We start from the raw sequence: 14,160 nt of genomic DNA on the forward strand, positions 1-14,160 counted from the left end.
CCTTTTTGTTTCCTTTATTTTATCATTAGTAGCAAGAAAAGAATGTGAAAAGACCTTGAATATTCTTTAATTCTTTTTCACAAATTCCGATTTCAGTTTCATCGGTCCAAATCCTTCTACTTTACAATCGATATTATGGTCGCCTTCTACTAAGCGGATGTTTTTGACTTTCGTTCCTTGTTTAATGGCACCTGATGCACCTTTTACTTTCAAATCTTTGATCACTGTCACGCTATCGCTTTCTGACAGACGGTTTCCATTTGCATCTAATACCACTAATCCGTCTTCTATGACAGCTTTTTGTTCTTCTTTGCTCCATTCGTTCCCGCATTCTGGGCAAATCAACAGACCTCGATCTTCATATGTGTACTCTGAGCCGCATTCTGGGCAATTTGGTAATGTCATCTTCTTTCTCCTTTAAAATCTTTAGTGAGCACTATTGTAACGGAAAAAGAAGATGTTGAAAAGATACATTTGTGATTTTTACCACAAAAGGAACGTTTTCGAATGAAGTTGTTACTTCGTTTCTCTACTCTTATACGATTGGCAAATGTCTTGAATCTCTTTATAGATTTCCTCTACTTCTGCTAAATCTTTTGCATTCGCACCACTTGCTAATGGGTGGCCTCCCCCATGATGGCGTTTCGCTAATTCATTGATGACTGGTCCCTTAGAACGTAAGCGTACGCGGTAATGTCCTGAAGGCTGCTGAACAAAAATACCCCAAGCTAGTACTTCGTCGATCACTCCAGGAAGAGAAACGATTGAAGCCGTCTCTGAATCATCGATTCCATATTTATCAAGAATTTCTTGCGGAAGGATTATTCTTCCTGCACCATTTTCATCCACCTGGATATTTTGATAAAGATAACCGGAAAGTTTAGCGACTTTCATCGGCATTTGCTCAATCTCTCTATTCAAAGCACTTGCATCAAATGGATAATTTCTCAATATCGATGCAATCTCTAATGTACGGGTCGTCGTGGAGGGATACAAAAAGCGCCCTGTATCTCCGACGATTCCCGCATAAAGTAACCGTGCAGCTTCCACGTTCATCTTAAATAATTCAGGAAACATCAAAGCAAATTCTGCAATCATCTCACTACAACTGCTTGCTTTTGTATTTACCCACACAAGATCTCCATAAGGGTCATCATTGGGATGATGATCGATTTTGATCAGCTTTTCTGCTAACTGATATCTTTGATCACTGATTCTGGGTGAATTAGCTGTATCGGTCACGATGACTAGCGCTCCTTGATAGAAGGCATCTTCAACCTCTTGCATTTCTGCTAAAAAGCGAAGACCATCAATCGTTTCACCTACTTGTCGTATTTCTTTTTCTGGGAAACTTTCCCGTAATAGTTCAGCTAATCCTACTTGTGATCCTAACGCATCAGGATCAGGGCGCAAATGCCTGTGGATAATGATTTTATCGTATTTTTTTATTGTATCTACTATTTCTTGCTGTACTGTCATTTCACTCCTGCTTTCTAAGAACGTTCCATTACTTGACAAACAACGATTGCTTTGGAAACGATGGTATTTTCAATAAATACTTCGATATCCAATTTAGCGGAACGTCTGCCGATTTCCAATACACGTGGACGAATGTCCAACTCGCTTTCCAATTGGATCAGCCGCAAATAATGTAGGTTCACTTGTTCAATCAAGATATTTCGTTTTTGGTTCATCACCATTGTTTTTTGTGCGACATCAGAAATGATTTCGCTAAGTACACCAAAAGAAATGGTTCCAACACCATTGACCATTTGTGGTGTCACTACAAATTTGAACTTAGGGTTTTCCAAACGGTTCCCTTCACGATCGGTATCAATCGTATGGATATTTCCAGATATCTGATCTGAAATCGTATCTGCAATCTGCGGTTGTCGCTGGACAAGCTGCATCGCTTTCATTACATCTTGCCGGGTAATCAAGCCTTCCAATGTCAAGTCATCGGAAACGACCGGCATGACTTCCAGCCCATCCCAGATCATTTGATGGCTAACAGAAGCAATACTCATTGTTTTCTTTACACTGATTGGTTCTTTCGTCATCACTCGATCAATGATCTGATTTGGTGATTTCCCTAAAACGTCTTTTGCCGTAACGATCCCCATCAAACGGTGATGGCGGTTAACGACTGGAAAACGTGAATGTTGCGTTTCTTCTGACAAACGTTGATAATCAGATATCGTATCCATCTGATGCAAATAATGTGTCTTTTCTGCCGGCATGTAGATATCGCTAACAAGCATAATATCTTTTTTGATCAATTGGTCACTTAATGCTCGGTTGATCATGGTAGCGACTGTAAATGTATCATAAGAAGTGCGCAAGATTGGCATTTCAAGTTCATCGGCTAGCTTTGCAATCTCAGCAGTCGTATTGAATCCGCCTGTGATCAATACTGCAGCGCCATCTTCCAATGCTAATTTTTGGACTTCCGCCCGATTGCCGACGATCATCAGTGAGCCTGGTGTAATATAGCGTTCCATGGCATGTTTAGTCATCGCACCAATGACGAATTTATTCAAGACCTTGTCTAATCCTGCCGAGCCACCTAAAACGTCCCCCTCAATGATCCGGACGACTTCGCCAAATGTCAAACGTTCAATATGTTTTTTTAATTTACGTTCGATACGAATCGTACCTACTCGTTGAATCGTTGAAACTAGTCCGACATTTTCCGCATCTTTGATTGCACGGTACGCTGTTCCTTCACTGACATTCAATTCTTTTGCGATGCTTCTTACAGAAATTCGATTGCCCACAGGTAAACTTTCAATATATTCTAAAATCAAATCATGTTTTGTCGCCATTTTCTGCCTACACTTCCAGCGTTTCCGAGACGCTCATTATTTTTCCTTCGCTATCTTCCAGTAATGCTACAAAAGATTCAGGATCTTGTTCAATAACAGGGAACGTATTGTAATGGATTGGAACGACTTTCTTGGCACGAATTGTTTGTGCAGCCCGAGCCGCATCCTCTGGTCCCATCGTATAGTTATCACCAATCGGCAAGAAAGCAACATCAATATCGAATTCCTCTGCAAGCAATCCTAAATCACTGAAATAAGCTGTATCTCCTGCATGATAAATCGTTTTGCCTTCTGCTTGGATAATGATTCCGCTAGGCTCACCCATATACTGAACGATACCATCTACTTCATAGCTTGAACTATGCTGTGCATGGACGAATTTTACTGTGCCGAATGGAAATGCATGTTTTCCGCCGATATTCATACCGAATGAATCTACTCCTCTGCTATTTGCATAATCAGCGATCTCAACAATACTGATAACCGTGGCTTGATTTTCTTTTGCAATAGGGATCATATCTCCTATATGGTCACTATGTCCATGAGTAATCAGCAACCAATCTGTCTTTACTTCTTCTGCAGTTAAATCTGACAATGGGTTTCCTGTAATAAACGGGTCAATCATCACACGTTGGCCATTTTCCATTTCAATCGTTAAACAAGAATGTCCATGATACGTAATTTTCATATTCTACACCTCACGTTTTCTCTGTATCTTTTTTATTAAAACCGATTTCATTACTTGCACATCAATGAAAAAATATAGTTACTAAATATATTTTCATTGGATTGATAGTACAGTATGCACAAAGTAATTGTAACAGATAATACAGGATGCACCAAGTACCAAGCAGATATAATCTCAAGTTTGAGCTCTCTGCTTGGCTCCTCTTCTCGTCACTTAACTAATTAAATCAGCGTAAATAGGATGGACGATTTTTTCTAAATCAGCTACTTTTATCTGGAGGCTTCTCCCGATTTCACCGCTCGACACAATCACTTCTTCTTTTTCTTTTAAAGAACTGTCTGCTAAAAAACAATAATCAGGATGTGCGAGTTTTATTCCAATAGGGGTATTCGCTCCGTGAGGATAGCCTGTATGTGCTAATACAAAATCCATTCCAGGAAAACCGACTTTACGATCTTTCGTCACTTGTCTCGTTTTTTTATAATCTAAATGATCATTCAAAGGAATCAATGCGATGATCACCCCAGTTTTGTTCCCTTTTACTACGAGAGTTTTACATATCAAAGCTGGATCAATCCCTCTTTTTTGTAGTTCTTCTGTGAAAGATCCTTCTACTATATGACTAAAATCAAGTGGTTGATAGCTGATTTTTTGTTCTTCTAAATAACGTTCAACTTTTGTTTGACTCATCATTGATCCACTCCCTTTATTCTATCGTTTATTATAGAACGAGGGATACTGTATTCAAAAATCATTTGTTTCCCTCAAAAAAAGAGCAAGACGAGCACTCTATAGAGAGCCATCTTACTCTTATTTATTTATTTCTTATTTCGACGTTGAGTAGCTTCCATAATGACTGGCAAGATCACAGGGCGTCGTTTTGTTTGTTCAAATAAGTAACGACCTAATTGATCACGAATGTCTTGCTTTAATTTGCTCCACTCAAAATCATTGCTTTCTAAATGTTTCTCAACGATCGTTTCGATCATGTTGCTACTTTCTTTCATCAGATCACGGCTAGCTTTTACGTAAACGAATCCTCGTGAAGTGATTTGAGGTTTTGAGATGATTTTCTTCTCTCTTCGGCTGATAGTGACAACCGCTACGAAAATCCCATCTTCTGATAAGATTTTCCGATCACGTAAAACAATGTTTCCGATATCGCCTATGCCTAAACCATCAATCATTACATTTTCTGCACTTGTAGTTCCTGCAACACTCATACGTTTATTCTTATATTCCAGCACATCTCCGCGTCCAGTAATATAGATATTTTTGTAAGGCATCCCTACTGCATGAGCCAAATCTGCGTGAGCAGCTAATTCCCGATATTCCCCTTGAACTGGCACAAAATATGTCGGCTTCATCAAATTGATCATCAATTGCAAATCATTAGGATTGGCATGACCAGAAACACGCATATTCTCAGAAATCAATTTCACTGTTCCACCAGCTCGATAAATGATATCTTCCGTTTTCGCCACGATTGTTTCCATCGCGATGCTTGGCGTAGTAGTGATATAAACCAAATCCCCTTCTTCGATCTTGACATTACGGTGTGTGCCGTTTGCCATTTTTTGCAGAGACTTGATGGGTTCACCCATTCGGCCAGTTTCTAAAATGATTAGTTCTTCTGGATCATAGTTTTTCATGTCTTTCAATGTAACAAGCAAATCTTCACTTGGTAATTGAAGTTTTTCTAAACGCATCGCTGTTCGAATAATTCGTTCGAAATCTTGACCAGTCAAGACAACTTTTCGTTGTGCTTTTTCTGCTGCGTCCAATACTTGTTGCACTCGTTGCAAATTACTTGCTACACAGGCGACGATGATGCGTCCTTCCCAATATTTGATCGTATCAAATACTTCATCAGCTATCTGAGCTTCAGAAGCTACAGGTTGAGGATTCTCTGCATTTGCCGATTCACTCAGTAAAGCTAAGACTCCTTCTTTGCCGATTTCTGCCAATCGTGCATAATCTGTTTGATACATCGGGATAGCCGTTTGATCAAATTTAAAATCTCCCGTATAAACGATACTACCTTCTTTTGTTTTCAGATTGATCCCCACTGAATCTGGTATCGTGTGAGTGGTACGGAAAAAGCTCACTACTGTTTCACCAAAGTCGATTTCTGTATGCTCATCTACCACATGGAAATCCTTAAATCCTTTGGCTGCTTCGTTACGACTGACATTCAATTTTGCTAACTCGATCGTCAACTCCGTTCCAAATACTGGTACAGAAATTTTCGACAACAAGTAAGGAAGCGCCCCGATCGCATCTGCGTGCCCATGTGTTAAAAAGACACCAGCTACACGATCAATGTTTTCTTCTAAATACGTAAAATCTGGGATGACGACGTCGATTCCCAGCAACTCATTTTCAGGATATTTTAGCCCACAATCTAATATGAAAATATCCTCGCCCACTTCTGCGACATACATGTTTTTTCCATTTTCGCGAACGCCGCCTAATGGGATAATTTTAATGGTACTCACAAATTTCACCTCTTCTTATGACATCCAAGTTTAAAGATGTCGATTTTCTTCTTTATCTAAATTTACGAGCCATTCCAATGAAGCACATGCAAAATCACTAGTTCTCAACTTATGGAGAATCAGCAGGAAAATTACCAGCACATCCGCGTTCTGACAGTTGGATGGGCATTTTATTTTGGATATACTTCATTAACAAAATGGATCTTTTGCGAAACGCTATAGCCAGAATCCTTATATAAGTATTCGGCTGTTCCCCATTATTATACAACAAATGAACTAAATCGCTAGTATCAGCAATTGTTAGAATCACTAAGTAAATGAAAATTCCTCTGTAACATCTAGGATTTCTTTTGCTGTTTCTCTTTCATCTCTTCTTCGTCGGTTTGAAACATACTTTTTTCATTTTACCACATTTTTTGCAATAACTATAGTGACTTTTTATATATACAGAACCTCAAGTTGATGATATGCAAACAGCATAAGATTTAAGCTAGTTTTAAGATAGGTTGTCTATTATCAAATGCATCTACTAGGAGGGATGCAAGATATGAATTTTATGAAACGTGCATGGAAAAGTACAAAAGTAAAATGGGGACGTTCATTGTTATTGTTTGCCGTGTTCACAGCCATTCTTATTTTTGTGCTAGCTGGCCTCACGATTCGAAGCGCTGCAGAAGAAGCAGCGAATCAAGCACAAAAAGAAGTTGGAGCAACAGTGACTTTAAGTGCCAATCGAGAAGCCTCATTTAAAAAACAGGAACAAACTTCTTCAAGCAATTCTACCGCTGAAGAACGTCCAGATCCGGGCAGTTTTTCTCTTACCCCAGTATCCTTAACGGACGCGGAAAAAATAGCTAAATTAGATAATGTAAAGAGCTATTCCTTTGAAAGTTCCGCCTCAGCTATGGCAAAAGATGGAATAACTGCCATCACTAGTTCTGATTCAAGTGAAGACAGTTCAGAAACTACCGATGCAGGCGGTGGCCCTGCCGGAGGAATGGGCGGAAATCCGCAAATGACTCAAGCAGATTTTCAAATCAGCGGTGTGTCAGCAACTGCACAAAATAGTACTTTTTCTGATGGAACAGCAAAAATCACGGATGGTGAAGGAATAGATGACAGCGACAAAGGCACAAACAACGTAGTCATTGATTCTACGCTAGCAGAAGCAAATGACCTGACAGTCGGAGATACTTTCACAATCACGAGTACTGAAGATGAAGATACCACTTATGAAATGACGGTCAAAGGAATTTATGAATCTAGCGAAACAAGTAGCAGTATGGGTATGAAATTCAACTTCATGAATCCGTCGAATACACTTTACACCTCTTATACTTTTGCAAATGAATTAAATGGGACATCTGACGATAACACGATAGATTCTGCTGTTTACACTCTATCTGATCCAGATGAAATGGATAAATTCCTCGAAGAAGCAGAGAAGCTGATCGACACAGATACATTTAGCTTACAATCAAATGATTCCATGTATCAGTCAATGTTGGAACCTTTAAACAATGTGGCAAGTTTTTCTAAAAATGTTGTTTTACTAGTGGCTGTAGCCGGTATTATCATACTTACTCTGATTATTATGATTACCATCCGGGAGCGTCGGCATGAATTAGGCGTCTTGTTGTCTTTAGGAGAATCCAGAAGTAAAATCATTCTCCAATTGTTTACCGAAGTTGCTATTTGTATGATTCTTGCATTAGGAGTTGCTTCGATTAGCGGGAACGTCGTCGCGAATGCCGTGGGGCAGCAGCTACTTGACCAACAGACAGAAACCACGACACAAAACCAACAAGCTCCTGGCGGTGGACAAATGCCAGGTAACGGACAAGGCGGTCAACGTGGGGGTCAACAAGGAAACATGAATAATCCATTTGCTGTTTCTGATCAAGTCAGCGAATTGGAAATCAATGTCAAACCTACACAATTAGGACTACTAGCCGGAGTAGCATTTGGAATCAGCCTGCTTTCTGTCTTTTTAGCTTCTATAGGGATATTAAGATTAAACCCAAGAAAAATCCTATTAAATTAAAGGAGGAATTTGATGTTACGGACAGAACAATTGGGATTTTGGTATCAAGATCCGCAAGATGCGCTTTATAAAGATGTAGAACTGAATTTCGAAGCTGGAAAAATGTACGCTATTTTAGGAGCAAGTGGTTCTGGAAAAACGACTTTTCTTTCGCTTATTTCCGGATTAGATACACCAAAAGAAGGAAAGGTATACTATCAAGATCGTTCACTGAACAAAATCGGGTTAAGAAGTTATCGTAAAAATGATGTCTCGATTATTTTCCAAGCTTATAACTTGCTTCCTTATTTATCAGCTCTAGACAATGTCATAACAGCAATGGAGATCACTAAAACCAAACAAGAGAATTATCGACAAGTTGCTTTAGATCGACTAGCTCGTGTAGGAATTGATGAAGTATTAGCAAAAAAACAGGTGACCAAACTTTCAGGAGGTCAGCAACAGCGAGTCGCTATCGTTCGTGCTATCTGTTGCGAACATCAACTGATTGTAGCTGATGAACCTACTGGGAATCTGGATGAGACCGCATCACAAGATATCGTCAAACTTTTCCAAGAAATCGCCCATGAACAAAATCGCTGTATTATCATCGTGACCCATGAGGTCGAAGTAGCAAAAAGCTGCGATGAAGTCTTTGAACTAAAAAATAAAGAATTTCAAAAAATAGAAGTTTAAAAAACAGGATAACTTTCAAACAAAAAATCCGAACCATATCTATGAAGCAGATACGGTTCGGATTTTTATTTGCTTGATTCATTTAGTAATGAACGTTGTTTATTTGTTTTCATCTTTTCGAGAGAATTTGTCTTTGATTTCATCGCCCAAATCACGAGCTTTTTCTTTGATATCAGAACCTAGTGATTGTGCTTTTCCTTCTGTTTCTTTGCTCTTGTCGTCTGTTGCTTTGCCGTATGCTTCTTTTCCTTTACCGACTACTTTGTCTTTCATGTCTTTAGAACGCCCTTTTAAATCTGCCATTGTGTTTCCTCCTCTTAATTTGTTTATTGATCTACTTTCAGGGTAACATCAACAACAGATACAGACAAACAGAACGCTCGTTTTCTAAAAAAGGATAAGTCAGATAGTGGATCAAAAACTTTTTTCGAAAGTTCCCCATACTTTGACTTCTTTTTCTTGGACCATTATTTCTCCTTTAGCAATAACTGTATCGATATCAAGCGTTTCTTTGTCCAAGATACACAAGTCTGCATCTGCGCCAATTTCAATTTTTCCTTTTTTATCCAATTTCAATATACGTGCTGGGTTACTGGTTATAGCTCGCAAGGCGATTTCCAGAGGAATATTTTCTTTTTGCACAGCTTCTTTGATCCCTACTAGCAATGCCTTAGCACTTCCTACTCCTAACCCTAGGAAATGATTGTTTTCATCAAAATAAGGCAAGCTTCCTTGTCCATCTGAGGTCATCGTGAAATTATCTAAAGAAACATCTTCCTCAATCAATCGTTTCAATGCTTTACTGAAGCGCACTTCCCCATCTGTCTTCTCCCAAAAATCAGGATCTTCGCTAGCGGTGAAGTCAATCGTGCCGCCACGTTTAGCAAATGCCACGCAAGCTTCAAATAATTCTGGTGTACGATTCGCATGAGTAGGCAAAAACTGTGTGATCGGAATTTCTGTTTCTTCTACAATTCGTGTCAATAACTCTAGCTTTCTTTTTCCTCCGCCTAAGTGGACATTGATGATCCCAGCTTTTCCCGACAACATGCCTCCTACACGAGCATCTGCTGCTGCACGGGCGAACTCTTCAAAACTTGGCTGAGAAGAACGGTGATCGGATACTGCGATTTCTCCGATTCCGATGATTTTCTCGATTGTTAAAAAGTCTTTGATGATCGAATCTGTTACTGTTTTTACCGGCAATCGGTACGAACCCTCGTACACATAAGTGGAGATTCCTTCTGCTTCAAGTCCTTTCGCTTTGCTGATCAAAGCAGTCATATCTCGACCTTCTCCGTCTGTTCCCAAGCAACCGACAACTGTCGTTACACCAGCTGTAGTCAATTGACTTAATGTAACTTCTGGTGTTCGGTTTTGATAACCGCCTTCTCCTCCTCCGCCTAAAATATGGAAATGACAGTCAATGAAACCTGGAGTCAGTACTTTTCCCTCACCTGAAAGTTCTTCTACTTCCACTCCTTCGTAGCCGCCTTCTAGCTGTTCTTCTACAGCCAAAATCTTCCCACCGGCAATCAATACGTCCATTTTTCCTAAGTAATCTGGTGCAAACACTTCAATTTGTCGGATGATCTTCATACATTTTTCCTCTTTCTTTAAGTATAACTGATGATAGGATCTTAAAAAATAATCCAAACGATAGAATCTTTACTCCTTTGATTTTACCGTAAAATGACGGTTCTTGGAGTCATTTATCTACTGTTTGGATTACTTTTTTTATTTACTTATGTCTCCAGTACTACTGCAGACCGATCGCAATAGCAATCATGATGAAAATAGTTCCCAAAACAAACAGGAATCCTTGCATCTTGATTTGGAACCTTGCCCATTTTGCCCATTCGATCCGTGCAACACCTAACACACCAATCAAGCTAGCTGATACGGGCGTAAAAGCATCCATGAAACCAGAACCAAGCTGATAAGCAAGAACTGCTACTTGTCTGGATACACCGACTAAATCTGCCAATGGAGCCATAATCGGCATGGTCAAAGCTGCTTGTCCTGAATTTGATGTAACAACCAAGTTGAACAAACTTTGGAAGATATACATCGCCCAAGCGCCAATGACAGCTGGCACACCGGTCAATGCCGTCCCGATTCCATGCAAAATCGTATTCAAAGCTGAAGGAACAGACGCATCGGATCCACCTAAGACGAGAAGGATTCCTTTGGCCATCCCTACTACGATTGCTGTACCAGCTAGATCAGCTGCACCAGATTGGAAAGAAGAAGCGATGTCATTGACTTTCATTCCATCTAATTTGAAAAGAACAGCAATGATTCCGGCAACTAATCCCATCACAAAGAATTGAGAAGCGATTTCGGGGATGTAATAGCCTTTTTGAGTCACGCCCCAAACGATCCAAACAAGAACAGCTAACATCTCTACTAAAATCAGTTTATGCCCAAGCATGAATTTTTTATTTTCATCAGATGTCTTTTTGATATGAGAACGGAAATAATCATCTGATTTATAAGTCAACGAACTTTCCGGTTTTTTACGGATTTTTTCTGCATATATCATCATATAACCAGCTGCTAAGGCAGTAACAACTACCCACATAATCAATCGGAATGTCGCACCAGACAACACTGGGATTCCAGCAATCCCTTGAGCTACAGCTACGCTAAACGGACTCATCCAAGAGGTCGCATTTCCGACTTGAGATGCGACATAAGTCACGGTTACTGCTACGATCGAGTCATATCCTAAGGCAATGACGAATGGAACCATCACCATTGAGAATGGAATTACCTCTTCTGCCATCCCAAATGTAGCGCCCCCGAATGAAAAAGCAAAGAATAATAGCGGTAAAGCTAAACGCTCCAGTCCCTTCGTTTTACTGATAAACGCATAGATTCCTGCATCAATCGCTCCGGTACGCATAATAATACCAAAAGCACCTCCGACAACAAGGATCAATGCAGCAATCCCTACAGCAGATCCATATTTATCTCCAGATACTAGACCTTCAAAAACAAAATTTAAGAAGCCAAAGCCACCAAAATCGTCTGTTCCCCATATTTTGGCTGTTTTATGCAATTTTTTAGAAGTATCATAGATATTTTCGCCATACTCATCGTAAAGAACATCATCTGTTAAGGAAATTTCATCTAGTTTTTCTTGCGTAAGATTTTTTTCTCCGTCAGCAATGACTTTTTCCAATCCTTTTTCAGGAACATCCAGTTTTTCACGTTCTGCTGGATGGTCTTGCAGTTCTTCTAATTGATCAAATACATACGATTTATCCAGCTCGTAAGCATAACGGAAGGAATCTTGGCGTAAAACAGTACGAGTACTTGTTTCGCCATTCGCATCTTTATATTCAATGTCTTGCGTGCTGAACTTTCCTGCTGGTACGACAAAAGTCAGTATCCATGCAAAGATGACTACACCAAAAATAATGACATACGTATGGGGTGTCGATAATTTAGTGAAGTCACGTTTCGGTTTTCCTGAAGAATTTGTTTTCTTCAAATTTATTTCTTCCTTTCTTTTCTCAGTAATTTTGATGAATAAAAAATGGATAATCAAATGAATTATACAGTAAAAATGTCAATTCCACATGAATAATTTATTAGAAAATCACTTTTTTCTATTTTGCTTTTTTTCTCATATGTATGACTATTTTTTTCTTTTTCCATTTATATTAAGTATTTTATTTCTCTGTTTTTCCTTAAAATTCTTTTTTTATTTTTAAATTAGCGGAAATCCCGTCCTGATTTTTTCATTTTATAATCGTGAATAAATTGTATTTCATTGCAAAAAAGCAAAAAATAATAATAAATATTCATCTCATATCTTTCATTTTTTGTATATTTTCTTTCTATTAGAAAAAGGAATCTTCTTCGACAATTTTGTTATATCAGGTAAACTTCATTGCAATAATGATAACAAATGTACTATAATTACATTGTAAAGAGTTTTGGGGAAGACTCTTTCATCAACGTGTATTAAGAGACAAGAAAGGATCCATGCGGATTCTTTCTTGTCTCTTTTTCCGCTATTTTTTTGTCTATCTAGCATTGCATATTTTTATAGCTCTTTTCTTCTCATTGTGAAACAACTTATAAAAATAACGTACTTTCGAAAAAAAAGGTTGCCCTCTAGAGCTAAACAAACTTAAAATAACAAAAAAATAAAAAATGATTATTACTGCTTTTCTTTAAAAATCGTTTTCTTTGTTTCAAACACTCCATATTTACGTGGAACAACGTTTTTTTAAAGAGACTTTGGTCATTATGTGGAAAACTATTTTCCTCTTGTTTCCTGAACTAGCTGTTTTGCTGTAAAATACAAAACCTGTTGAAGCAAAAAAATCGTTGCAAGAGAGGCTGTTCCACAGATTGCTGGATCTAAATTCGGCAAAGTCAAGACTGCATCATGCAGATTGGCATGGTTATCCAAAACTAAATCAGCAAATTCAAATAATCTCAAACCACTGCTATGCTGGGACTTGATGCTTCGTGACAAATCAAATCCAGTAACAATGATCAAAGGATGTCCATTTTCTTTGATCCATTGAGCCAACTCAATGATTGCTGGATTTCTTCCTTCATTCGAAAGAAGTAGAAAAATGTCGTCTGGTTTGACAGAAAGCTCATCAATAATCGCTTGTCCTGCCCCTTCTAGCGTTTCATAGACACCTCCGGCTGGGTTCTCAATCAATATACTCGGCACAAGGTCCGGTGTTTGATCCCAAAATTCAAATGCTACACCACTTAGTGTGCGACTAGCATATATCTGCAATCTTCCGCCTTGATTGATTTGTTTCGCAATCCAAGTTCCTGCTTGAACCATCAACGGCTCTTCTATCCTTAATTTCTCTTCCAATTGGTAATAATAGTCAAAATAACATAAACTCATTTTTCTCTCCCGCCTAGCTATACTTGACATGAATAGAAACAGCTGCCTAATCTAAGGAAATACATAAAAAACAGAAGATAAACAGTAACACATGCGGTCTTTGCTGTTTCAAACGCAAAAAAGGTATTGAACGAATACGCCCAATACCTTGACATAGCAAATAAAACAACGTGCAGACCATAGAAAATCTCTACATAGGGGTAGAATTTTCCCCTTAGATTAGGTACAATAAATAAGGTCGATGCACTGCATTGACTATGGCAAAATGATCGGTCAGGGTGTATGAGTGTGACTGGTCATTCCCTGATTCTTAGCGCCAACTAAGGGTCAGGGAGCCTTTTTTTATTCAGCTGTTTCTATCTGAACTCATTGTAAGTAATCTCTTATTCAAGTGCAAGTACGAAAACACAAAAAAACATTGGTATGATTTTTTTACAAATAAATAACATAAAAAAAAGGAATGACTTGTCCTTATGTAGCAAGCATTCCTTTTTGAAAAGATTCTTTTAAATAAGTGAAAAAAGTTTTTTCTCACCAATTAA

At 38.6% G+C, this 14,160-nt stretch carries 12 protein-coding genes; 2 read left to right on the forward strand and 10 right to left on the reverse strand.

Going from position 1 to position 14,160, the window contains the following annotated elements; all coding sequences use genetic code 11:
- Positions 1-66: 66 nt before the first annotated feature.
- The 6 genes from HMPREF2988_RS00095 to HMPREF2988_RS00120 all read right to left on the reverse strand — a co-directional run bounded on the left by HMPREF2988_RS00095 (position 67) and on the right by HMPREF2988_RS00120 (position 6,011).
- Entirely contained in the window at positions 67-405 is a 339-nt protein-coding gene (locus tag HMPREF2988_RS00095; RefSeq protein WP_070769755.1) for a zinc ribbon domain-containing protein YjdM, read from the reverse strand.
- A 111-nt stretch (positions 406-516) separates the two neighbouring features.
- Positions 517-1,479 (reverse strand): DHH family phosphoesterase, encoded by a 963-nt coding sequence (locus HMPREF2988_RS00100; RefSeq protein WP_070769756.1) that lies wholly within the window; start codon positions 1,477-1,479, stop codon positions 517-519.
- A gap of 14 nt (positions 1,480-1,493) precedes the next feature.
- The gene (locus HMPREF2988_RS00105) at positions 1,494-2,825 is read right to left on the reverse strand and encodes a DRTGG domain-containing protein (RefSeq protein ID WP_002291018.1); all 1,332 of its coding nucleotides are present in this window, start codon (positions 2,823-2,825) and stop codon (positions 1,494-1,496) included.
- A gap of 7 nt (positions 2,826-2,832) precedes the next feature.
- Positions 2,833-3,513 carry a metal-dependent hydrolase gene (locus HMPREF2988_RS00110; protein WP_002291020.1) on the reverse strand — a complete coding sequence of 227 codons (681 nt, stop codon included), beginning with the start codon at positions 3,511-3,513 and terminating at the stop codon, positions 2,833-2,835.
- A 213-nt stretch (positions 3,514-3,726) separates the two neighbouring features.
- Complete coding sequence (locus HMPREF2988_RS00115) at positions 3,727-4,206, reverse strand: YbaK/EbsC family protein (RefSeq protein ID WP_002291021.1); 480 nt, start codon at positions 4,204-4,206, stop codon at positions 3,727-3,729.
- Between the two features lie 125 nt (positions 4,207-4,331).
- A complete protein-coding gene (locus HMPREF2988_RS00120; protein WP_002287130.1) occupies positions 4,332-6,011 on the reverse strand; it encodes a ribonuclease J in 1,680 nt (559 codons plus the stop codon).
- A 547-nt stretch (positions 6,012-6,558) separates the two neighbouring features.
- On the opposite strand from HMPREF2988_RS00120, the gene HMPREF2988_RS00125 reads away from it, so the two are divergent.
- Together HMPREF2988_RS00125 and HMPREF2988_RS00130 are read left to right on the forward strand one after the other, a co-directional pair.
- The gene (locus tag HMPREF2988_RS00125) at positions 6,559-8,055 is read left to right on the forward strand and encodes an ABC transporter permease (protein WP_002341208.1); all 1,497 of its coding nucleotides are present in this window, start codon (positions 6,559-6,561) and stop codon (positions 8,053-8,055) included.
- 12 nt (positions 8,056-8,067) lie between these two features.
- The gene (locus HMPREF2988_RS00130; protein ID WP_002315781.1) at positions 8,068-8,730 is read left to right on the forward strand and encodes an ABC transporter ATP-binding protein; all 663 of its coding nucleotides are present in this window, start codon (positions 8,068-8,070) and stop codon (positions 8,728-8,730) included.
- 99 nt (positions 8,731-8,829) lie between these two features.
- Here the strand turns inward: HMPREF2988_RS00130 and HMPREF2988_RS00135 are convergent, their stop codons facing one another.
- From HMPREF2988_RS00135 to HMPREF2988_RS00150, 4 genes are all read right to left on the reverse strand, one after another.
- Positions 8,830-9,033, reverse strand: a complete 204-nt coding sequence (locus tag HMPREF2988_RS00135; RefSeq protein WP_002291027.1) for a CsbD family protein — start codon at positions 9,031-9,033, stop codon at positions 8,830-8,832.
- A gap of 111 nt (positions 9,034-9,144) precedes the next feature.
- Positions 9,145-10,329 carry a beta-aspartyl-peptidase gene (iadA, locus tag HMPREF2988_RS00140; protein ID WP_070769757.1) on the reverse strand — a complete coding sequence of 395 codons (1,185 nt, stop codon included), beginning with the start codon at positions 10,327-10,329 and terminating at the stop codon, positions 9,145-9,147.
- 160 nt (positions 10,330-10,489) lie between these two features.
- The gene (gene yfcC / locus HMPREF2988_RS00145; protein WP_002291032.1) at positions 10,490-12,229 is read right to left on the reverse strand and encodes a putative basic amino acid antiporter YfcC; all 1,740 of its coding nucleotides are present in this window, start codon (positions 12,227-12,229) and stop codon (positions 10,490-10,492) included.
- Between the two features lie 774 nt (positions 12,230-13,003).
- Positions 13,004-13,618, reverse strand: coding sequence for an SIS domain-containing protein (locus HMPREF2988_RS00150; protein WP_070769758.1), 615 nt, complete (start codon positions 13,616-13,618; stop codon positions 13,004-13,006).
- Between the last annotated feature and the right edge of the window lie 542 nt (positions 13,619-14,160).

The sequence above is a fragment of the Enterococcus sp. HMSC061C05 genome, assembly GCF_001814765.1.
In the GTDB taxonomy this organism is placed as follows: Bacteria; Bacillota; Bacilli; order Lactobacillales; family Enterococcaceae; genus Enterococcus_B; species Enterococcus_B lactis.

What these genes read in the sequence shown, in the direction of transcription:
- HMPREF2988_RS00105 (WP_002291018.1), bottom strand. Translation starts at nt 2,825, where the DNA reads ATGGCGACAAAACATGATTTGATTTTAGAATATATTGAAAGTTTACCT.
- HMPREF2988_RS00135 (WP_002291027.1), bottom strand. Translation starts at nt 9,033, where the DNA reads ATGGCAGATTTAAAAGGGCGTTCTAAAGACATGAAAGACAAAGTAGTC.
- HMPREF2988_RS00125 (WP_002341208.1), top strand. Translation starts at nt 6,559, where the DNA reads ATGAATTTTATGAAACGTGCATGGAAAAGTACAAAAGTAAAATGGGGA.
- HMPREF2988_RS00095 (WP_070769755.1), bottom strand. Translation starts at nt 405, where the DNA reads ATGACATTACCAAATTGCCCAGAATGCGGCTCAGAGTACACATATGAA.
- iadA (WP_070769757.1), bottom strand. Translation starts at nt 10,329, where the DNA reads ATGAAGATCATCCGACAAATTGAAGTGTTTGCACCAGATTACTTAGGA.
- HMPREF2988_RS00100 (WP_070769756.1), bottom strand. Translation starts at nt 1,479, where the DNA reads ATGACAGTACAGCAAGAAATAGTAGATACAATAAAAAAATACGATAAA.
- HMPREF2988_RS00115 (WP_002291021.1), bottom strand. Translation starts at nt 4,206, where the DNA reads ATGATGAGTCAAACAAAAGTTGAACGTTATTTAGAAGAACAAAAAATC.
- HMPREF2988_RS00110 (WP_002291020.1), bottom strand. Translation starts at nt 3,513, where the DNA reads ATGAAAATTACGTATCATGGACATTCTTGTTTAACGATTGAAATGGAA.
- HMPREF2988_RS00150 (WP_070769758.1), bottom strand. Translation starts at nt 13,618, where the DNA reads ATGAGTTTATGTTATTTTGACTATTATTACCAATTGGAAGAGAAATTA.
- HMPREF2988_RS00130 (WP_002315781.1), top strand. Translation starts at nt 8,068, where the DNA reads ATGTTACGGACAGAACAATTGGGATTTTGGTATCAAGATCCGCAAGAT.